A 19967-nucleotide genomic window follows, 5' to 3' on the forward strand; every position below is an offset into this window, starting at 1 on the left:
AAAAAAAAACCACTGATTAAAGTTTCACTTTATTCTCCGTTCACATGAGAAAATGTATTCGATAGCTTTTGCAGTGCATGCGCTAAATCTAGGGCAATATCCTCCCACGCTTCCAATCCAACAGACAGGCGTATTAAATTATCAGAAATACCCATTTCATGGCGAACCTCTGCCGGAATAACAGCATGTGTCATCGTTGCTGGATGCTGCACTAACGTCTCTGTATCTCCAAGGCTCACCGCAATTGTAATAAAATTCAACTCATTCATAAATGCCTGCGCTTCTTCTTTTCCACCTTTAATCGTAAATGAAATCACGCCACCCCCGCGCTTCATTTGGGAAGATGCGATTTCTCCTTCTGGATACCATACCGATTCAATACTTTCGTGATGTTTCAAAAACTCTACCACTTTTTCTGCATTATCACAGTGCCGATCCATTCTTACAGCTAACGTCTTTAAACCACGAAGCAAGAGCCATGCATCAAAAGGCGCCATAATTCCGCCAATATCTTTTCGAATCGGACGAATTTGTTCAGCTAGCTCCTTCGTTTTACAAATCGTCACACCCGCAACAACGTCTCCATGCCCACCAATATATTTTGTCGCACTATGGAGAACAACATCACACCCGAGTGTAAGAGGCGTTTGTAAATAAGGTGAGCAAAATGTATTATCGACAATGACAAGCAGTTCATTTTGTTTTGCCACTTTGATAACCTTTTCTAAATCGATGAGCTTCATTGTCGGATTAATTGGCGTTTCAACAAATATCAATTTTGTATTCGGACGAATTTTTTCCTGAATCTCTTCTTCTGTTTCCATATCACATAATGAATGTGTAATCATAAATTTCTCCTCTAGTACTTCTAAAAAACCGTACGTACATCCATACAAACCATTCGAGCAAATAATATGATCTCCAGCACGTAAAAATGCGAGAAGTGTCGCCGAGATCGCTGCCATTCCAGAACCGAACGCTAGCGCCGATTCTCCTCCTTCTAAAACAGCCATACGCTCCTCAAACAATTCCACAGTCGGATTTCCAAGTCTTGAATAAATGTAAGATGGATCCTGCCCAGCGAAACTTGCTTCGCCTTGCTGCGCTGTTTCAAATGTATACGTTGAAGTTTGAAATAGCGGTGGTGTTAAACTCCCTTTGTGCATTTTAGAATCATACCCGTGATGAATAAGTGCTGTTTCTATCTGTTTCTTTTTCATACAAACATCCCCCTTATACTTCTATAATATGTAAGCGTTTTCTCTCTGTTGCTATCCTTTCTTTCATACTGTTTCGAATTCCTTCTTGCAATTTCCAAACTTTACATGTATAAAACAAAATGGAAACTCGCTTGACGAAATTCCAGCAAAAAGATATAATAGCGTTTGTGTAAAATAAAAAGGCAGCCTTGTAATGTGAGTTTATTGTTTGTATTTTGTTCCTCCATTTTGAGGTGTATCTCGTAACTCCCTGCTGCTGGAGCGAAGGTACATGAAAACAAAATGCGCATAAATGTCGATTACGTCTGTTTTTATTTTACGAAAATAAAAACACTAAAGGAGGAGTCAACTATGGCTCGTTATACAGGTCCAGCTTGGAAACTGTCTCGTCGTCTTGGAATCTCTCTAAGCGGCACAGGTAAAGAATTAGAAAAACGCCCTTACGCACCAGGTCCTCACGGTCCGAACCAACGTAAGAAACTTTCAGAATACGGTTTACAATTACAAGAGAAACAAAAACTTCGTCACATGTACGGCATGACTGAGCGTCAATTCCGTCGCACATTTGACCAAGCAGGTAAAATGCCAGGTAAACACGGCGAAAACTTCATGATCCTTCTTGAAGCTCGTCTTGACAACCTAGTTTACCGCATGGGCTTAGCTCGCACTCGTCGTGCAGCTCGCCAATTAGTAAACCACGGCCACATCATGGTAGATGGCGCTCGCGTAGACATCCCATCTTACCGCGTAAAACCTGGTCAAACTATCAGCGTTCGCGAAAAATCTAACAACCTTGTTGTTGTTAAAGAAGCGATCGAAGTTAACAACTTCGTACCAGAATACTTAACTTTCGATGCTGATAAATTAGAAGCTACTTTCACTCGCTTACCAGAGCGCGCTGAATTAGCTGCTGAAATCAACGAAGCATTAATCGTAGAGTTCTACTCTCGTTAATGACGAAAAGCCAATCCTTTTGGATTGGCTTTTTTCGTTCTTATAGTACTAAAAAAAGGATGATAAAGAAAGCCAGCAGCTATCCTTATCATCCTTTTTAACCTTCTCTTATATATAAAAAAATTATTTATCTTCTTGTTTTTCCACATATACATAAGCATCTTTTGGATTTGTATGTATATCACCTTTCGTATTCTCTGCAAGCTGACTCGCATTTAGCAAAGAAAAGATGATGAGCGCTTCTAGTGACATTTTGTTTTACCACTCCTTTCGTCCAATGTATTATATACATTCATTATAACGCTTACATGTGATTTTCGTATGAACATGAAAAGAAGATTAAAACAAAAAAGCTTTAAGATTGTTGAAAAAGAAGAATTAATGATGATGTAGGTTGATGGGAAAATAGTAAATGAAATTTTATCGGCGGAAGTTGGAATATATCGACTATTTCTTGAAATATATCGGCGATTTTTTGAATATATCAACGTTTCGACAAAGGATATCGGCACTCCGACAAATAATGACAAAAACAGCAGTCTGCTAGGTCCTGTTTCTCAGCACGCTAAAAAAAGCTTTGAGGAGTCCTTCTCCTCAAAGCTTTTTTTAATTAGTAACGAATTAAGAAATATTTCTTCTTACCACGGCGGATAATTGTAAATTTACCTTCAATGCGGTCATTTTCTGTTACAACATAGTCTAGTGCTTGTGTACGCTCACCATTTACATAAATCGCACCATTTGTTACATCCTCACGAGCTTGACGTTTTGATGGTGAAATTTTGCTTTCCACAAGTAAGTCGATTAATCCTGTATCTTCTGCACTGCGTTCTACAGATGGTACGTCTTTGAAACCTTGTTCAATTTCACTTGCAGTTAGATCAGCTACAGAACCGCTAAATAATGCTGCAGAAATTTTAATTGCTTGCTCTAATGCCTCTTCGCCGTGGACAAGTTTTGTCATTTCAGAAGCTAATGCTTTTTGCGCTGCACGTTTTTCCGGTGCTTCAGCTACTTGTTTTTCTAGCTCAAGAATTTCTTCATGAGATAAGAATGTGAAGTATTTTAAGTATTTTACAACATCGCGGTCATCTGTGTTGATCCAGAACTGGTAGAACTCGTAAGGCGTTGTTTTTTCTGGGTCTAACCAAATTGCACCGCCTTCTGTTTTACCAAACTTCGTACCATCAGATTTTGTAACAAGTGGAATTGTTAAACCGAATGCTTTCGCATCTTCTTCTGATTTACGAATTAATTCAAGACCTGCTGTAATGTTACCCCATTGGTCACTACCACCAATTTGCAAGCGGCAACCATGTTGTTGGTATAAGTTTAAGAAATCGTATGATTGTAAAATCATGTAACTAAATTCAGTAAATGAAATACCCGTCTCTAAACGAGATGCTACTGTATCTTTTGCTAACATATAGTTTAAACCGAAGTTTTTACCGATGTCGCGTAAGAATGTAATCACATCTAAGTTTCCAAGCCAGTCATAGTTATTTGCCATCGTTGCTGGGTTTTCTACATTTTCAAACTCTAAGAAGTTTGAAAGCTGATTTTTAATACTTTCTGTGTAGTAAGCAACTGTATCTTTTGTATTTAATGTACGCTCTGCTTTTTTACCACTTGGGTCGCCAATCATTCCTGTACCACCACCAACAAGTGCAATCGGTTGATGACCAGCTAATTGGAAGCGACGTAACATTAATACTGGTAGCATATGACCGATGTGTAAGCTGTCTGCTGTTGGGTCAAAACCACAGTATAGTTTTACACTTTCTTTTTCTAATAATTGTTCTAAACCTTCAGCATCTGTTTGCTGATTAATTAGTCCGCGAAATTCAAGATCTTGTAAAATACCCATATCCTACATACTCTCCTTTAAATTTATCGTGCGTGAAATGTGAAAACATAAAAAAATCGTCCCTCAAATAAGGGACGATTTTGATCATCGCGTTACCACCCTAGTTGCAAGCAAAAGCCTGCCACCTCATTCACATAACGGCTCAGCACCGTCTTTTCCCTTTTGAATACAATTCAATCGAAAAAAGATGCTCTAGGGGCGTAATTCGCGATCATCTATGTGCTGATTTCCACCGACCATCAGCTCTCTAAAACAGGGAAATGATCACTACTTCTCCCTTTCCACGCTCAATTATTTATATACTTTTCTTTATATCATTATTTGTATGGGCGTGTCAAATAGAGGTGGAATTTCTCTCCCTACCAATCCTTTACAACGTCGCAATGAATATCGTAATAAGAGAGAAAATTGGTATACCAACTAATAACGAAATATGAAAAACAATTGATAAATCATTTCCGATTGTTGCTTCTACAGGATCTTTCGCTGGAGAGGCAAGGAATCCAAGTAATCGATCAAAGCGACTTATCGTTTGTGGAAAATCCGGTACTTCTACATGATCACTATCTAAATGTTGCTTTAATTTATATTCATTCTTAAAGGGATTTTCACTCAATTTCATCCACCTCCAGCAATTGTTTCAATTTCTTTATACCATTGTGAAGTCTCGATTTCACTGTCCCTACAGGAATATCTAAAACCTCTGCAATTTCTTTTTGCGGCATATCATGATAATAAGAAAGAATAAGGACAGCTCGCTGCTCTTCAGGAACTTTCAAAATTGCTTCTCTTACCGTGAGCCGGTCTTCTTGTGAAAACTCCTTTTCCTGAATCGGCACTAAAAATGGTAAAAGAGAACTCCACTTCTTTCTTCTATTCAATTTATTAATCATAAGACGGTAGCCAATTTGAAATAAATACGTTTTAATTTTTCCTTTTTCGATTTCATACATATGCTTCTTACGTTCCAACGTCAAAAACGTATCTTGCACGAGGTCTATACTTAATTGTTCATCTCGGTTAAAGCGATACAAAAATGTATATAGCGCTGGTTTCATTAAAACATATAGTTTTTCTCCCGCTTGCCTATCTCCATTTTGATACGCAAGCATGAGCTCCTCCTCAATCCCAATCTGCGCCATGTTTTTTGATCTCCTTTATTCCTTTTAACGTTAATGAAATGCGGGAAATTAAATATCCACTTGCTACAATAATCCATACTTGTGATTGATTCGTAAAAAATTGAACATAAGGGTTTTGAATTGTAGATCCACTTGAAACTAAAATGTTTAATACTTGTACACATATGCATGCATACACTGCAAGACAGACAGAAATTGTATCAAATACATTCCATCGAAAATACACTTTTGTTTTTGTAAAATCGATTTTGTTTCCCTTTTTCCGTACAATATATTTTCTATCAAATGGAATAATAATTGAAAACATAACAATCATTATAACTCCAGCTGTAATCATTGAAACTTTAAATCCAATTGCCATAGGCAATAACATACCACAAGAAAATACAACTATAATTCCAAGTGAAGCAAACATAAGAATCCATTTATTAGACATATAAAACGCCTCCTCCATCTATTCTTTCATAAATGTATACAGACGGGGAAGGCGCTTCGTTCAAATATTATTTTATTTTTTTAATTATCTTCGCAGGATTTCCACCAACTACTACATTATCAGGCACATCTTTCGTTACAACTGCCCCAGAAGCAACAACTGCATTATCTCCAATTGTAACACCGGGATTAATAATTGCTCTCCCACCTATCCAAACGTTATTCCCAATTGTTACTGGCTTCCCAAATTCTTTGCCACTGATACGTTCCATTGGATCAAGCGGGTGTGTTGCCGTATAAATGTGAACCCCTGGAGCTAGCATACAGTTCTTACCGATTGTTACAGGACATACATCTAAAATCACGCAATCAAAATTTGCGTAAAAGTTTTCTCCGACATGAATGTTATAGCCGTAATCACATTTGAAAGAAGATTCAATATGAATATTATCTCCTGTCGTTCCAAATAGTTCTTTTACGACTCTGCTACGTTCTTCATATTTTGTTTCTGGCGTTTCATTTAACTTTCTTGTTAATATGCGAGCCTGCTCCCTCCCTTGTACTAATACTGGATCAGCAGGTATGTACATTTCTCCCTGAATCATCTTTTCTTTTTCTGTTTTCATTTTATTCTCCCCTTCAAACTCATATATATAAGTTAGCTATTCCCTATGATAACACAAAAAAGAAAGGTCTGAACGTATACTTAGTTCAGACCTTTCTTTTTTAATCTTCCATTGTTGATAAATCGCCTGTCGGTAAGTTTAGCTCCCATGCTTTTAACACGCGGCGCATAATTTTACCACTTCTCGTTTTCGGTAATTTATCTCGGAATTCAATTTGTCTTGGCGCCGCATGAGCTGCAAGGCCCTTTTTCACAAATTGACGGATATCTTCTTTTAATTCATCAGATGCTTCATATCCCGCGCGCAGTGCAATAAACGCTTTAATAATTTCACCGCGTACTGGGTCTGGAATACCAATTACACCCGCTTCTGCTACTGCAGCGTGTTCAATTAATTTACTTTCTACTTCAAATGGTCCAACGCGCTCACCAGACGTCATGATTACATCATCAATACGCCCTTGGAACCAGAAGTATCCATCTTCATCCATATATGCAGAGTCACCTGATACATACCAATCGCCTGGCATGAAGTAAGACTCATATTTTTGTGGGTTATTCCAAACTGCACGCATCATCGCTGGCCATCCCTTAGCAATCGCTAAATTACCCATTGTATATGGCGGCACTTCATTTCCTTCATTATCAACAATTGCCGCCTTCACACCTGGAATTGGTTTTCCCATTGATCCTGGGCGAATTTCCATACAAGGATAGTTACAGATCACTTGTCCTCCTGTTTCTGTCATCCACCATGTATCATGAATGCGAAGACCGAATGCATTCATTCCCCAGCGAATGACTTCTGGGTTTAACGGTTCCCCAACACTTAGTACGTGACGGAGTGCTGATAAGTCGTACTTCTTAATCGCTCCTTCGCCCGCTCCCATCAGCATACGAAATGCTGTTGGTGCACTATACCAAACTGTTACACCGTAATCTTGCAATGCTTCGTACCATGCCTCTGGACTAAAACGTCCTCCTAAAACGACATTTGATCCACCTACTAACCACGGTGCAAAAATACCGTAAGCTGTTCCTGTTACCCAGCCTGGATCAGCTGTGCACCAATATACATCGTCTTCTTTTAAATCAAGCACCCATTTTGCCGTTTGATAGTGTTGCACCATCGCATTTTGTGCATGAAGGACACCTTTTGGTTTCCCAGTAGAGCCTGACGTATAATGAAGGATTAATCCATCTTCACGATCTAACCATTCAATTTGCAGCTTATTAGAAGCTTGTTCAAATAATGGATTAAATGCGACAAGCTTTCCGCCCTCTTCTACATTCTCTCCAACAAGAAAGACTGTTTTTAATGCTGGTAAATCATTTAATGGTACACGCTCTAGCAATTCAGGTGTTGTAATTAACACCTTTGCTTCGCTATCTTCTAAGCGATCGCGTACCGCGCCTTCCATAAATGCTTCAAATAGAGGACCCACAATCGCACCTAATTTCACCGCACCAAGGAGTGCGAAATATAATTCTGGTGAACGCGGCATGAAAATAAAAACGCGATCTCCTTTTTCGACATCACCATAGTTTTTTAGGACATTTCCCGCTTTATTGGAGAATTCCTTCATTTCTTTAAATGTATATTTCTCTTTACGCGATCCATCTTGATAATAAAGCGCTACTTTATTCTTCCGATCAGATTTCGCATGTTTATCAATTGCTTCATATGCCATATTTACTCGACCAGTTTCATACCAAGAAAAGTTTTTATTCACCTCTTCCCAGTTAAAACCCGCATATGTTTCTTCATAGTTCAACAAATTATTTTCTCCTTTAATGACAGGAAGCGTTTCCACTTTCATACTTTACATCCCCCTCCTATGTATTCTATTATCTATTATAATAATATTATTTAAAATTTTCAGTATATTTGTTGATTTTTAGACAAATTTTTACTGACAAAATTCGATTCACATCGCATATATTATAAAGTACGATAGTTTGTAGATTCACAAACCCTCAAGGTGGTGAGCAAAACATTGATTCATAAAAAAATATATAATGCACGAAATTTAAAAACGGCAAGAAGTACTTTAATCATTGAAGGCCCAGTATCTACACATAATCTCGAAATGTATGAATTTCACCCAGACTTAGTTGCATTTCGCCCTGCTGATCAACAATATAAAGCAATTGTCGAAATTTCTAAGTTACCCGAAGCTCGTCTCATTATTGCGAGACAAGACCAAACAATTGTAGGATATGTTACATACTTATATCCCGATCCGCTAGAAAGATGGTCAGAAGGAAAGATGGAGAATTTAATTGAACTCGGGGCAATTGAAGTTATCCCAGCGTTCCGTGGATGCTCAGTTGGAAAAAATCTATTAGAAGTTTCTATGATGGATGACCATATGGAAGATTATATTATATTAACGACTGAATATTATTGGCACTGGGATTTAAAACAAACTGGTTTGAATGTTTGGGAATACCGCAAAGTGATGGAAAAGATGATGAATGCTGGTGGATTAGAATGGATGGCAACGGATGATCCAGAAATTTGTTCTCATCCCGCTAACTGCTTAATGGTTCGCATTGGTAAACGCGTTGATACAAACTCCATCCAAGCATTTGACCGTTTACGCTTTCAAAATCGTTTTATGTATTAAGAAGGGGGGCATATAAAGTGATTGTAGAAGAAATTATGAATCATGACGTGATCACGCTGCGTCCAGATGACACAATTGAAACCGCAATCCGTACAATACGTACAAAAGGCATTCGTCACATTCCAATTGTTGGTCATAACAACAACGTAGTCGGTATTATTTCTGACCGTGACGTACGTGATGCAAGTCCATCTATTCTCGATGAAGAAGTGTCACTGGATATGCTTAAGCAGCCAATTCAATTAATTATGAAACAACCTGTAATGACATGCCATCCGCTTGATTTTGTTGAGGAAATTGCAACACTATTTTTTGAAAATAAAATTGGTTGTCTTCCTGTTACAAAAGGCGGGAAACTTGTTGGAATTATATCGGAATCCACAGTATTGCATACACTCGTGAAACTAACAGGTGCCCATCAGCCAAGTTCACAAATTGAAATTCAAGTAAAAAATGAACCTGGTATTCTAGGAAAAGTAGTTGCTATTTTTAGTGAATTACACATTAATATTGTAAGCGTTCTTGTCTATCCAGCAAAAGATGAGAATGAGAAAGTACTCGTTTTCCGTATTCAAACGATGAATCCACTAAGAGTGATTGAAGCGTTAGAGAAAAAAGGCTATCATGTTTTATGGCCAAATATTATGGGGATGCAGGCATGAAGAGCGCCTTCATCTATTCAGATGATTTTCAGGGCTATTCCTTTAGCCCTGAACACCCTTTTAATCAGCTTCGCGTAACACTCACCTATGATTTATTAGTAAAGAGTGGATTCATTCATCCATCTCAAGTCATTCCACCGCGAATGGCGACGGATGAGGAAATTGCTTTCATTCATACGGAGGAATACATAAATGCGGTAAAACGTGCTGGAGAAGGAAAATTAGAACAATCAATCGCTATGTCATACGGCCTTGGAACAGAAGATACACCGATGTTTCCAAATATGCATGAAGCGAGTGCGTTGCTTGTTGGTGGTACATTAACAGCTGTAGATGCTGTCCTGTCAGGTAAAGTAAAGCACGCATTAAATTTAGGCGGTGGACTGCACCACGGATTCCGGGGCAAAGCATCTGGCTTTTGCATTTATAACGATAGCTCGATTGCTATAAAATATATGCAGAAAAAATATGGACTGCGCGTTTTATATATCGATACAGATGCTCATCACGGCGATGGTGTACAATGGTCTTTTTATGATGACCCTAACGTCTGCACGATCTCCCTACATGAAACTGGGCGCTATTTATTCCCTGGAACCGGTGCTGTAAATGAGCGTGGTCAAGGCGGTGGCTATAGTTATTCTTTTAACGTGCCACTCGATGCGTTTACAGAAGATGGATCTTTTTTACAATCGTATCGCACAGTTGTAAAAGAAGTAGCAGCTTACTTTAAACCGGATATCATTTTAACGCAAAACGGTGCCGATGCACATTATTACGACCCTCTTACTCACCTTTGTGCAACGATGCAAATTTATCGTGAAATTCCAAAACTTGCACATGAAATCGCTAATGAATACTGCGATGGACGCTGGATTGCCGTTGGCGGTGGCGGCTACGACATATGGCGCGTCGTACCAAGAGCATGGGCACTCATTTGGCTTGAAATGAACGACATCCAAAACATCTCAGGTTATCTCCCTCCAGAATGGATTGAAGCTTGGAAAGGACAAGCACCTATCGATCTCCCTCTTACATGGGAAGATCCTAACAACATGTATAACCCCATCCCTAGAAAACCAGAAATTGAAGAAAAAAATGCGTTAACAGTGGCAAAATGCCTTGAAATTATTCGGAATAATACAAAAAAAGCTTTATATTAAATGATAAGAATAGGGGGTTTTCTCCTATTCTTATTTTATGGAGGTGAATAATCATGTGGAAACAACAGCTCTTACATACAAAACGCGGTATTTTTGAAATTTTTATAAAAGGCAGTGGTGAACCACTATGCGTTACACATCATTACTCCGAATTTAACAAATCCGGTGATTATTTTGCTGAAAGCTTTACTTCTACTCATCAAGTATTTCTTATTAATTTAAGAGACGCTGGTCATTCTGCAAAAGCTACAAAAGAAAATGAATTAAGCATGAGCGAAACAGTTGAAGATTTAGAAGCAATCAAAGAATCACTACACCTTTCAACCTGGCATTTCGCCGGACATTCTACAGGTGGTATGCTTGGAATTCTATACGCTATTACCTATCCTGATTCCTTGCAATCCTTAGTTGTTGTCGGTACTGCTGCTAGTAACTATACAGAAACACCCAATTCTATTTACCACCCTGACCATCCACAATTTCAATATATGCAAGACATCATCGAAGAATTAAAACTCCCACATCTTACAACTGAAGAGCGAAGTGTATTATCAACCAAACGAACAAAATTATCTTTATATGAGCCCGAACACTATGAAATATATTTTTCAAAACCTATTTATAAAACAATGGCAGCAAGTCGGATGAATGCTTTTGCTAAAGAGTACCCACAATTTGATTTAAGACACCAACTTTCATCTATCGCAGTAAAAACATTAATTATTTGCGGGAAACACGACGTTCAGTGCCCATTGGAATATTCAATAGAGATACACAAAGGTATACCTAACTCTATCTTTATTCCATTTGAGTACAGCAACCATTATCCTTTTTTAGAAGAAAGCAGTCGTTTTGCGTCTATCCTTGAAACTTTCTATAAATCATTACAAAATAAAAGCAGCAAGTACTAAATCACTTGCTGCTTTTGTAAATCTCTTCTTTATTTCGCTACAAACGTAACCTGATTTGCAGTTGCCCAGCCGTTCATCGGTACAACCGTATATTTCTTACCTGACTCCAATGTAGCACCATTTTGTAAATCAAAGATTCCTACTGCTCCTTTTCGAGAAGTAAAACGATATTGTGCTTCTAGTTTCTTTCCATCTTCACCTTGTAATTCTACTTTTCGTCCAGCAAATAGTTCCATATTTGGATCGTTCTCTAACGTGATTTGAATTGATTTATTATCTATCGCTTCTGCACTTTGAAGTACAAGTGGAGCAATTGTTTCTGCAGTAAAAGTTGGATTTTTAACTGTTGCCCAATCAGAAGTTATTGTATACGTCATACCTGGTTGTAATGTTTGACCAGCAGGTAGTCGAAACTTCGGTGCTTGTCTGCCATCTGCCGCTTGTGTAAATGGAACATACCCTGCTACAATTTGTTCCCCTCCACTTGATGTAATCGTTAGCTTTCGATCACGTAAGGAAGAAATAATTTGATATTGTTTTCCCTCTTTATCTTTATTTTCTTCATCTAATTGAAACGCTTGATTTCCTCGCCCTGCTTTATACGCTTCAATAATATTTGCATAATCTGTCACACCATCTTCTAAAAAGGATTCAATTTGAAACGTATCATTCGTCACTTGTTTTGCTTGACGAACATTAATTTTTTCCGTACTTGCCTCAAATTTTTCTTTTTTTCCACCTTTATAACTTACTTTATATTTTGTTCCTGGTTTTTGAACTGTAACAGGTACAATATATGTACTTGTAGCTCCCGTTTTCAATCGTGGTACATTCACAATTTCTAAGCCATTATCAAATACAAAATTTTTCTTAATCGCCTCTAAATTTTCTGGCTTTACCTCTTCTTCTGATAAAGTTTTAGAAAATGTTAGTTGTAATGTCATTGCGTTTAATGACTGTAATTTTGTAATCTGTGCTTTTTGCTGCTTCTTTTCTTTTTTCGCTTCTTGTTTTGTCTCCTGCTTTGCTTCTGCTTTTGTTTCCCCTTGCACACAACCTGTTACCATTACTGTAAATCCAATCATCGCTGGTACTAAAAATTTTATTTTTTTCATCCTCATCAAACCTCCAAATAATTATTTTTCTTTCAGATTCAATCATCTAATACATAACAGATAACAGTTTCCTCAAATCACTTTATCTGTTCATTTTCTTTCTGTGATACCTATAGTAAATGGCAAGTATAAATTGCCAATAAATAAATTCTTAAATAAAGATAAAATAAAGGTAATATATTTTTTAATTTTGTGGATTTTACTACTCTTAAACATAAAAAAACCTGTCAACACTTTGACAGGTTCGCTACACATTAAAACGATATCCAGCTCCCCACACCGTTTCAATATATTGCGGATGGGCAGGGTCTCTTTCAATTTTCTCACGTAGCTTTCGCACATGAACAACAACTGTAGCTAAATCTCCAGCTGAATCTAATCCCCAAATACGTTCAAATAATTGTTCCTTGCTTAACACTTGATTCGGATTCATCACAAAAAATGTTAACAGATCAAATTCTTTTGTTGTAAAAGCAATTTCTTCATTGTTTATGAATACTTTTCTAGCACGTTGATCAATAGAAATCCCATGGATATATAACGTATCTCGCTGCTTAATTATATTTCCAGATAATCGTTCATAACGAGCGATATGTGCTTTTACCCTTGCGACTAATTCACTTGGACTGAACGGCTTCGTAATATAATCATCAGCCCCGAGTCCAAGTCCACGAATTTTATCGATATCTTCTTTTTTGGCTGAGACAAGTAAAATCGGAATATCTTTCACTGCACGTATTTGTTTACAAATTTCAAATCCATTTATTTTTGGAAGCATGATATCTAAAATAATTAAATCGTATTGTTTCTGTAAAGCGCAGTGCAGTCCTGTTTCTCCTGAATGTTGTACATCAACTTGAAAATCATGAATCTCTAAATAATCCCGCTGTAATTCTGCAATACTTACTTCATCTTCAATTAATAACACTCGCTTCAATTTACTCACCACATTCCTGTACTTTTTTCAATGAAAAGAAAATACTTGTGCTTTCCCCTAATTCACTTTCCGCCCAAATCTTTCCGCCGTGCTCTTCAACAATCTGCTTTGCGATAGCTAAGCCAAGACCACTTCCACCTGTACTAGAATTACGTGATTGTTCAGCACGGTAAAAACGTTCAAAAATATAAGGAAGTGTATCAGACGCTATACCAGATCCATTATCTGTCACTCTCACGATTACCATATCCGCTTCCTCTAGTAATGTAACTGTAATTTCTTTCTGTGGTTTATCCATGTACTTCACACTATTATGAATTAAATTCGATATAACTCTCTTAACTTTCTCACGATCAGCAGTTACATATAATGGCGATTTACGAAGTGATTGCAAGGATAAATGGATTCCATCTTTACTTAAATCCATCTGTATTTCTTCTACTATATCTTCCATAAACGTATACAATTCTATCGTTTCAAATCGAAACGGCACCCGATTCAAATCTAATTTCGAAAATAAAAATAGCTCATCAATGAGTGTATCCATATGTCTTGCCTTTGTATAAATTGTTGTTAAATATCTATCCATTTTCTCCGGTGTATTTGCAACTCCATCTTTTATCCCTTCTACATAACCAATAATAGATGTAATTGGTGTTTTTAAATCATGAGAGATATTCGAAATGAGTTCTTTTCGATTTTCTTCATATTGCGCCTGCACTTCAATTGATTCTTTTAATTTCTGCCTCATCTCTTCAAAAGCTTGATTTAACTGCCCAATTTCATCATGAGACGTAACCGGAATTTGAAATTGCAAATCTCCGTCTTTAATTCTCCCAGTCGCATCTTTCAAGATTAGAATAGGTTTTATCACACTTCTTGAAACAAAGTAACTTAATAATCCAATGATAAAAACGGCTAAAAGCAATAACGATATAAATAAAATAGGAAATAACTTTTGCGTTAAATCTACATATGAGCTTTGCTTATTTAATACGAATATACTTCCTTCCTCATGATGAGGAAAATAAAAATCAAACTTTACATAGCGATAAAATGTATCATTTAGTTCCGTCGTACCGCGGCTATTAATATTCGTTGATTCAAATTTAGGGAGAGCTCCTTTCAAATTTGAACTTTCAATTGCTTTTGATGCATATGAAATTGCATCTCCTTTTCTTACAACTATTTTCACACCTTTTTTCTCTAAGAGCGGCATCATTGCTTCATCCAATAGTTGCGATTGGTTCTGCTTAGCTGCTACCTTCAATTCAAGAAAAGCATTTTCCTCCTCTGGTGTCAGTGGCTTTTGAATATAAGAACTCTTATAAAAATTTTTCACTGATTCTAAATTCCCTGTTATAGAAAAAACAATTAAAAAACCCGTAACCAATAACAGAGTAATTGAAACAAAAATCACAGCAATATAAGATAATAAAAACCTTGTTTTAATAGACATAACTCCATTCCTCACTTTACGAACCTTCCTTATTATTCATAAGCATAAGAAGATATTTCCGAATACTCAAGCGATTTTATATTTATTTTAGACACAGTTTATAAAAAATTAATATTTATACTTTACAGTATAAAGGGAAGCACCTGTATTCTAAGACGATTCTTACATTTCCTGAGAAGAAGGTGGTGAAATTCAATGCTAAAAAGAACATTAAATATGATATGTTGTTTATTCTTTTTGCAAGGTTGCACACAAAATCAAGAACCTAAAAAGGAGATAAAAAACATGGAGAAACAACTACTTACGGCTGTAGAACAAAGAGAGACAGCTACCGTTCTATCATTGGTTCAGCAAGGAGTAAATACAAATGTAACAGATAGTAAGGGCCGCACTCCTGTTATGATTGCTACCTATGGAAATGATGTAAAAACCGCAAAAATACTGATTGATGCCGGGGCTGATGTCAACATCCGAGACGGGATGAAGAATAACCCATTCTTATATGCTGGCGCTGAAGGTTATTTGGAAATTCTAAAACTAACAATTGATACCGGGGCCGATCCAACACTTACAAATCGTTATGGAGGAACGGCTCTCATTCCGGCAGCAGAGCATGGGTATATCGAAGTGATAAAAGAACTTTTGACTCGAACAAATATTGATGTAAATCATGTTAATAATCTTGGCTGGACAGCTTTAATGGAAGCGATCGTATTGAGTGATGGTAGTAAAGAACAGCAACAAGTAATACGCTTATTAATTGAACATGGCGCAGATGTAAATATTTCAGATCATGATGGAGTTACTCCACTGCAACACGCACGTGCTCACAAGTTTAAAGAAATTGAAGAAATTTTATTACAAGCTGGTGCACAAGAATCGAACGTTTATAAGTAAGAATGTACTTCGGGTATATTTAAATCTTAATTTTTGCCTTTCTCCTCACACTATGCTACAGTTATTCCGTCAAACATAGCTATACAGCTAGACAACCTAGATATTTATAACAGGGGGGGAAAATACATGAACAAACCTCGAATTGGTATGATAGGACTAGGAGGCATCGCACAAAAGGCGTATCTCCCAACACTTACAAAAGAAACAGATTGGACATTTGTGGGAGCGTTTACACCGAATGCTGCAAAACGCAAGCAAATTTGTGAGCAATATCGTATTCCAGACTTCACCAGCTTACAAAATCTCTCTTCAGAATGCGACGCAATGTTTGTCCATAGTTCCACTGCAACTCATTACGAAATTGTTTCTGAGCTTCTTCAAAAAGGAATCGATGTTTATGTAGATAAACCGTTAGCTGCTACAATTGAACAAGCTGAAAAATTAGTAGAGCTGAGTGAAAAGTATAACCGAAAACTTATGGTTGGCTTCAATCGCCGCTTCGTTCCAATGTATGTTGCTGCAAAAGAACAAGCTAATGATATTTCATGGATTCGTATTGAAAAACACCGAACAAACAAAGTTGGTCCATACACATATGATTTTACAATGCTTGATGATTATTTACACATCGTCGATACAGCACGCTGGTTAGCAGATGGTGATCTTCATGTTGTTCATAATATGATACAAACTAACGAAAAAAATGAACTCCTTTATGGCCATCATACATATACAAGTTCAAATAACACATTACTCTCTACAGCTATGCATCGCCATGCTGGCACAAATCTAGAACAAATCGAACTTGTGACAACAGGGAAAATTATTCGTGTGAAAAATATGAATACATTAGAGATTGAACAAGATAACCAAGTTACACAAAGTGGTTCGCCATCATGGGAAACAACATTAAAACAGCGCGGGTTTGAAGATGCTGTGCATCATTTCATACATTGTGTACAAGGGGATACAAAGCCTCTTATTGATGGAGTAGAAGGACTAAAATCACAGCAACTATTACAATCATTGCTATACCCCATTAAAAGAAAATAAATAGCAGAATTTAGATTTCACGTAATAAAACGGATACATTTTTCAGAATTTACTTTCATTCCCATTTTCCCTTTATTTCTGTCCCGAACTTATATAGAATATGTTGATAGGAATTATAAATTTTATACTGAATCGTGGAAAGGATGGGAATCATAAATGTGGAATGAGTTTAAAAAGTTCGCCCTAAAAGGAAATGTTATTGATTTAGCTATCGGGGTTGTAATCGGAGCTGCTTTCGGAAAAATCGTAAGTTCTTTAGTAAAAGATATTATCACACCATTAATCGGTATGTTAATGGGTGGTATCGATTTTACAGGCTTAAAAATTACGTTTGGTAAAACAGCTATTATGTATGGTAACTTCATTCAAACTATCTTTGACTTCTTAATCATCGCAGGTGCTATCTTTGCATTTATTAAAGTCTTCAACAAGCTAACATTCAAAAAAGAAGAAGAAAAGAAAGAAGAAATTCAAGAACCAACAAAAGAAGAAGTACTTCTTGGTGAAATTCGCGACCTATTGAAGCAACAAAATACTTCAAAAGACAACGCATAATTGAACGGACAAAAGGCATGCCCCTCATGGGACATGCCTTTCTTTCTATCTTATAATGTTTCCGAATTCATATGAATGAACAAAATAATACCGGCAACCATTAACACCATAATAGAACCTGCAAATAATGTAATCGCAACAAATACGAAGCTTGTGCTTACATCTACTGAAATACTTTCAATAAAAATAGAAGCTATATACGTGATAAGGGCAATTCCTGCAAGAATACTTCCTGGAACAAAGCGCTTTAAGCCATTTTGTTTTAACGTCATATATGCAAAAAAAGCAGTCATACAAAGCGTAATTATCCAAAGAATGATCATCTCTTCCCCCCTCACAAGCCTTTTCTTTCTATTATACATGACATTGTGTAGTTATAGGGAAATTTACATTCAAACAAAAGATGGTAGAGAAAAGTTATGAACAAGGAGTACCGAAATAAGTATCGAATTTTCATATATCATGACCCCATTGTAAATACGAATTGATCTGAAATATATGGAGGGATTACTATTGAAAGATGACTACACTAGTTATGCCGTATTAGAACAAGTAGAAAAGTTTGATTATATTACAATCGATTTAGAAAACAAATTCTTTTATATTGAAGTGATTGATATAAAAACGAATAAAGTATTATTAAGTGTATCACTTGATTTAAAGAGAGACAAAACAACAGTAAACGGTGATATAGAAAAGTATCACACTTTACAAATTGATGATTTGTTAACAGGATTCAAAATAACGGCGCAAATGTGTATAGATAATAATCTGCGTAATACAGAGGAACTATGGGCGTTTATCGAAAATAATTAAGAGCATACATTTACACAGCAAAACGAATCCGTTACTTAGAGAAATAGAAAACGTCATTGAAAATAACAAAATCATTGGAACAAAATAAAAAACTCACAGGATCCCCTGTGAGTTTTTTCTATTCTTACTTCGTTGAATCTCTAAATTGGATACGGTGAGGTAAGATAACTGTATGATCTTCTACTTTTTCTTTGTTCATATATTTTGTTAATAGGCGCATTGCTACTGCACCGATGTCATACATTGGTTGTACAACTGTGGAAAGCTGTGGACGTACCATTAATGCAAGGCGCGTGTTGTCAAATCCAAGTACTTCTACGTCTTCTGGTACATTTAATCCAGCATCTTGTGCCGCGTGGATAACGCCTAGTGCCATTTCATCTGAAGAAACAAAGATTGCTGTTGGTTTTTCATCAAGTTCCCAAAGCTTCTCAAATGCTTCTAAACCTGAATCGTATGTGTAATCTCCGTCAATTACAAGATTTTCATCATAAGCGATACCAGCTTCTTCTAAAGCTTTTTTATAACCTTGTAATTTCTTTGCACTTCCCGCTTTGTCAATGTAAGGACCTGATACGAAGCCAATACGCTTATGTTCTTGTTCTAAGAAATATTTCATTGCATCATAAGCTGCTTGTGTATAATCAATATTTACTGATGATGTTTCATTCTCCTCATCAAATGATGCTGCTAACACGATTGGTACTGGAGACTTTTTAAACTCTTCTACATGCGTATCTGTAATATCTTCACCCATGAATACAATACCGTCCACTTGTTTACCAAGCATTGTATTTAATAAGTGGAACTCTTTTTCTCTATTTTGGTCAGAGTTACTTAAAATGATGTTATATTTGTACATTGTTGCGATATCTTCGATTCCACGTGCAAGTTCTGCATAAAATGTATTAGAGATATCTGGAATAATAACACCTACTGTTGTTGTCTTTTTACTTGCTAGTCCACGTGCTACCGCATTCGGGCGGTACCCTAATCGATCAATTGCTTCTAATACTTTCTTTCTTGTTGTAGGCTTTACATTTGGATTACCGTTTACAACACGTGATACGGTTGCCATTGAAACGTTCGCTTCGCGCGCTACATCATAGATTGTTACGTTCATCTCTTCGCACACTCCTTCTATATTATGTTATCTATCTTTATGTATCGGTTCACTTAAATGAAAAAAAGACATCAACTCTACTTGAAGATGTCACTCCCGAGTCCTTTTACTAATGATACGATAAAAATGCAGGCTCATACAATATTTTCCCGCAAAAGTTTCGAAAAAATTCGCTTCTTTTCTCCTATTTTCGTATTTTTTATGTAAAAAAGGACAATTTCCGCGAAAAAGTCTATGCAACAAGTGTCGCATAGACTTTAAAATCCATTCTATATACATCCAAATTAAAAAACGAACATCAAACCATTCTTTTTAAATGGGAGAGAGCATCCGGCCATGCATAGAAGCGGTCAGTGCCTTTTTTAGCCCCATGCCAAGTGAGAACAAAAGGAGAAAGCGAGTG

22 protein-coding genes and 1 other annotated feature are annotated in these 19967 nt (G+C 36.7%); of the genes, 9 read left to right on the forward strand and 13 right to left on the reverse strand.

Annotated features, from left to right (window positions below; genetic code table 11):
- Window positions 1–29: 29 nt before the first annotated feature.
- Window positions 30–1220 (reverse strand): methionine gamma-lyase, encoded by a 1191-nt coding sequence (gene megL / locus KFD70_RS23920; protein WP_336450389.1) that lies wholly within the window; start codon window positions 1218–1220, stop codon window positions 30–32.
- Between the two features lie 351 nt (window positions 1221–1571).
- On the opposite strand from megL, the gene rpsD reads away from it, so the two are divergent.
- Complete coding sequence (gene rpsD, locus KFD70_RS23925) at window positions 1572–2174, forward strand: 30S ribosomal protein S4 (RefSeq protein WP_003201150.1); 603 nt, start codon at window positions 1572–1574, stop codon at window positions 2172–2174.
- A 123-nt stretch (window positions 2175–2297) separates the two neighbouring features.
- Here rpsD and KFD70_RS23930 read toward each other — a convergent pair whose 3' ends face one another.
- The 7 genes from KFD70_RS23930 to acsA all read right to left on the reverse strand — a co-directional run bounded on the left by KFD70_RS23930 (window position 2298) and on the right by acsA (window position 8063).
- Window positions 2298–2426, reverse strand: a complete 129-nt coding sequence (locus tag KFD70_RS23930) for a transporter (RefSeq protein ID WP_336450390.1) — start codon at window positions 2424–2426, stop codon at window positions 2298–2300.
- Between the two features lie 358 nt (window positions 2427–2784).
- The gene (gene tyrS, locus KFD70_RS23935; RefSeq protein ID WP_336450391.1) at window positions 2785–4041 is read right to left on the reverse strand and encodes a tyrosine--tRNA ligase; all 1257 of its coding nucleotides are present in this window, start codon (window positions 4039–4041) and stop codon (window positions 2785–2787) included.
- A gap of 67 nt (window positions 4042–4108) precedes the next feature.
- Window positions 4109–4334, reverse strand: a binding site (T-box leader).
- A 77-nt stretch (window positions 4335–4411) separates the two neighbouring features.
- A complete protein-coding gene (locus tag KFD70_RS23940) occupies window positions 4412–4657 on the reverse strand; it encodes a hypothetical protein (RefSeq protein WP_336450392.1) in 246 nt (81 codons plus the stop codon).
- Window positions 4650–5183: an RNA polymerase sigma factor gene (locus KFD70_RS23945; protein ID WP_336450393.1), complete on the reverse strand. Its 534-nt coding sequence runs from the start codon at window positions 5181–5183 to the stop codon at window positions 4650–4652. The genes KFD70_RS23940 and KFD70_RS23945 overlap by 8 nt, the downstream gene beginning before the upstream one ends.
- Window positions 5164–5619 carry a hypothetical protein gene (locus KFD70_RS23950; RefSeq protein ID WP_336450394.1) on the reverse strand — a complete coding sequence of 152 codons (456 nt, stop codon included), beginning with the start codon at window positions 5617–5619 and terminating at the stop codon, window positions 5164–5166. The genes KFD70_RS23945 and KFD70_RS23950 overlap by 20 nt, the downstream gene beginning before the upstream one ends.
- A 67-nt stretch (window positions 5620–5686) precedes the next feature.
- Complete coding sequence (locus KFD70_RS23955) at window positions 5687–6244, reverse strand: maltose acetyltransferase domain-containing protein (protein ID WP_336450395.1); 558 nt, start codon at window positions 6242–6244, stop codon at window positions 5687–5689.
- Between the two features lie 100 nt (window positions 6245–6344).
- Window positions 6345–8063: an acetate--CoA ligase gene (gene acsA / locus KFD70_RS23960; protein WP_336450396.1), complete on the reverse strand. Its 1719-nt coding sequence runs from the start codon at window positions 8061–8063 to the stop codon at window positions 6345–6347.
- A 177-nt stretch (window positions 8064–8240) separates the two neighbouring features.
- Between acsA and acuA the strand changes: the two genes are divergently transcribed.
- The 4 genes from acuA to KFD70_RS23980 are packed head-to-tail and all read left to right on the forward strand — an operon-like array spanning window position 8241 to window position 11609.
- Window positions 8241–8873, forward strand: coding sequence for an acetoin utilization protein acetyltransferase AcuA (acuA, locus tag KFD70_RS23965; protein WP_336450397.1), 633 nt, complete (start codon window positions 8241–8243; stop codon window positions 8871–8873).
- 17 nt (window positions 8874–8890) lie between these two features.
- The gene (locus KFD70_RS23970) at window positions 8891–9535 is read left to right on the forward strand and encodes an acetoin utilization AcuB family protein (protein WP_336450398.1); all 645 of its coding nucleotides are present in this window, start codon (window positions 8891–8893) and stop codon (window positions 9533–9535) included.
- The gene (locus KFD70_RS23975; RefSeq protein ID WP_336450399.1) at window positions 9532–10698 is read left to right on the forward strand and encodes an acetoin utilization protein AcuC; all 1167 of its coding nucleotides are present in this window, start codon (window positions 9532–9534) and stop codon (window positions 10696–10698) included. Before KFD70_RS23970 ends, KFD70_RS23975 begins: the two co-directional genes overlap by 4 nt.
- Window positions 10699–10751: 53 nt before the next feature.
- Complete coding sequence (locus KFD70_RS23980; protein ID WP_336450400.1) at window positions 10752–11609, forward strand: alpha/beta fold hydrolase; 858 nt, start codon at window positions 10752–10754, stop codon at window positions 11607–11609.
- 29 nt (window positions 11610–11638) lie between these two features.
- On the opposite strand, the gene KFD70_RS23985 is transcribed toward KFD70_RS23980, so the two are convergent.
- The 3 genes from KFD70_RS23985 to KFD70_RS23995 all read right to left on the reverse strand — a co-directional run bounded on the left by KFD70_RS23985 (window position 11639) and on the right by KFD70_RS23995 (window position 15120).
- Window positions 11639–12724 carry a hypothetical protein gene (locus KFD70_RS23985; RefSeq protein ID WP_336450401.1) on the reverse strand — a complete coding sequence of 362 codons (1086 nt, stop codon included), beginning with the start codon at window positions 12722–12724 and terminating at the stop codon, window positions 11639–11641.
- A 247-nt stretch (window positions 12725–12971) separates the two neighbouring features.
- Window positions 12972–13661 carry a response regulator transcription factor gene (locus tag KFD70_RS23990; protein ID WP_336450402.1) on the reverse strand — a complete coding sequence of 230 codons (690 nt, stop codon included), beginning with the start codon at window positions 13659–13661 and terminating at the stop codon, window positions 12972–12974.
- 1 nt (window position 13662) lies between these two features.
- A complete protein-coding gene (locus KFD70_RS23995; protein WP_336450403.1) occupies window positions 13663–15120 on the reverse strand; it encodes a sensor histidine kinase in 1458 nt (485 codons plus the stop codon).
- 195 nt (window positions 15121–15315) lie between these two features.
- Between KFD70_RS23995 and KFD70_RS24000 the strand changes: the two genes are divergently transcribed.
- The 3 genes from KFD70_RS24000 (at window position 15316) to mscL (ending at window position 17625) form a co-directional block, all read left to right on the forward strand.
- Window positions 15316–16017: an ankyrin repeat domain-containing protein gene (locus KFD70_RS24000; RefSeq protein WP_336450404.1), complete on the forward strand. Its 702-nt coding sequence runs from the start codon at window positions 15316–15318 to the stop codon at window positions 16015–16017.
- A gap of 126 nt (window positions 16018–16143) precedes the next feature.
- Entirely contained in the window at window positions 16144–17070 is a 927-nt protein-coding gene (locus tag KFD70_RS24005; RefSeq protein WP_336450405.1) for a Gfo/Idh/MocA family protein, read from the forward strand.
- 156 nt (window positions 17071–17226) lie between these two features.
- A complete protein-coding gene (gene mscL, locus KFD70_RS24010) occupies window positions 17227–17625 on the forward strand; it encodes a large conductance mechanosensitive channel protein MscL (RefSeq protein WP_336450406.1) in 399 nt (132 codons plus the stop codon).
- A gap of 50 nt (window positions 17626–17675) precedes the next feature.
- Here mscL and KFD70_RS24015 read toward each other — a convergent pair whose 3' ends face one another.
- Complete coding sequence (locus KFD70_RS24015; protein ID WP_336450407.1) at window positions 17676–17948, reverse strand: DUF3917 domain-containing protein; 273 nt, start codon at window positions 17946–17948, stop codon at window positions 17676–17678.
- A 190-nt stretch (window positions 17949–18138) separates the two neighbouring features.
- Between KFD70_RS24015 and dhp61 the strand changes: the two genes are divergently transcribed.
- Window positions 18139–18441, forward strand: a complete 303-nt coding sequence (gene dhp61, locus KFD70_RS24020) for a protein Dhp61 (RefSeq protein WP_336450408.1) — start codon at window positions 18139–18141, stop codon at window positions 18439–18441.
- Window positions 18442–18565: 124 nt separating this feature from the next.
- Here the strand turns inward: dhp61 and ccpA are convergent, their stop codons facing one another.
- Window positions 18566–19564 carry a catabolite control protein A gene (gene ccpA, locus KFD70_RS24025; protein WP_336450409.1) on the reverse strand — a complete coding sequence of 333 codons (999 nt, stop codon included), beginning with the start codon at window positions 19562–19564 and terminating at the stop codon, window positions 18566–18568.
- Window positions 19565–19967 lie beyond the last annotated feature (403 nt).

Source organism: Bacillus pfraonensis (genome assembly GCF_050768835.1).
Classification (GTDB): Bacteria; Bacillota; Bacilli; order Bacillales; family Bacillaceae_G; genus Bacillus_A; species Bacillus_A pfraonensis.

What these genes read in the sequence shown, in the direction of transcription:
- megL (WP_336450389.1), bottom strand. Translation starts at nt 1,220, where the DNA reads ATGAAAAAGAAACAGATAGAAACAGCACTTATTCATCACGGGTATGAT.
- rpsD (WP_003201150.1), top strand. Translation starts at nt 1,572, where the DNA reads ATGGCTCGTTATACAGGTCCAGCTTGGAAACTGTCTCGTCGTCTTGGA.
- KFD70_RS23930 (WP_336450390.1), bottom strand. Translation starts at nt 2,426, where the DNA reads ATGTCACTAGAAGCGCTCATCATCTTTTCTTTGCTAAATGCGAGTCAG.
- tyrS (WP_336450391.1), bottom strand. Translation starts at nt 4,041, where the DNA reads ATGGGTATTTTACAAGATCTTGAATTTCGCGGACTAATTAATCAGCAA.
- KFD70_RS23945 (WP_336450393.1), bottom strand. Translation starts at nt 5,183, where the DNA reads ATGGCGCAGATTGGGATTGAGGAGGAGCTCATGCTTGCGTATCAAAAT.
- KFD70_RS23950 (WP_336450394.1), bottom strand. Translation starts at nt 5,619, where the DNA reads ATGTCTAATAAATGGATTCTTATGTTTGCTTCACTTGGAATTATAGTT.
- KFD70_RS23955 (WP_336450395.1), bottom strand. Translation starts at nt 6,244, where the DNA reads ATGAAAACAGAAAAAGAAAAGATGATTCAGGGAGAAATGTACATACCT.
- acsA (WP_336450396.1), bottom strand. Translation starts at nt 8,063, where the DNA reads ATGAAAGTGGAAACGCTTCCTGTCATTAAAGGAGAAAATAATTTGTTG.
- KFD70_RS23975 (WP_336450399.1), top strand. Translation starts at nt 9,532, where the DNA reads ATGAAGAGCGCCTTCATCTATTCAGATGATTTTCAGGGCTATTCCTTT.
- KFD70_RS23980 (WP_336450400.1), top strand. Translation starts at nt 10,752, where the DNA reads ATGTGGAAACAACAGCTCTTACATACAAAACGCGGTATTTTTGAAATT.
- KFD70_RS23985 (WP_336450401.1), bottom strand. Translation starts at nt 12,724, where the DNA reads ATGAAAAAAATAAAATTTTTAGTACCAGCGATGATTGGATTTACAGTA.
- KFD70_RS23995 (WP_336450403.1), bottom strand. Translation starts at nt 15,120, where the DNA reads ATGTCTATTAAAACAAGGTTTTTATTATCTTATATTGCTGTGATTTTT.
- KFD70_RS24000 (WP_336450404.1), top strand. Translation starts at nt 15,316, where the DNA reads ATGCTAAAAAGAACATTAAATATGATATGTTGTTTATTCTTTTTGCAA.
- KFD70_RS24005 (WP_336450405.1), top strand. Translation starts at nt 16,144, where the DNA reads ATGAACAAACCTCGAATTGGTATGATAGGACTAGGAGGCATCGCACAA.
- mscL (WP_336450406.1), top strand. Translation starts at nt 17,227, where the DNA reads ATGTGGAATGAGTTTAAAAAGTTCGCCCTAAAAGGAAATGTTATTGAT.
- KFD70_RS24015 (WP_336450407.1), bottom strand. Translation starts at nt 17,948, where the DNA reads ATGATCATTCTTTGGATAATTACGCTTTGTATGACTGCTTTTTTTGCA.
- ccpA (WP_336450409.1), bottom strand. Translation starts at nt 19,564, where the DNA reads ATGAACGTAACAATCTATGATGTAGCGCGCGAAGCGAACGTTTCAATG.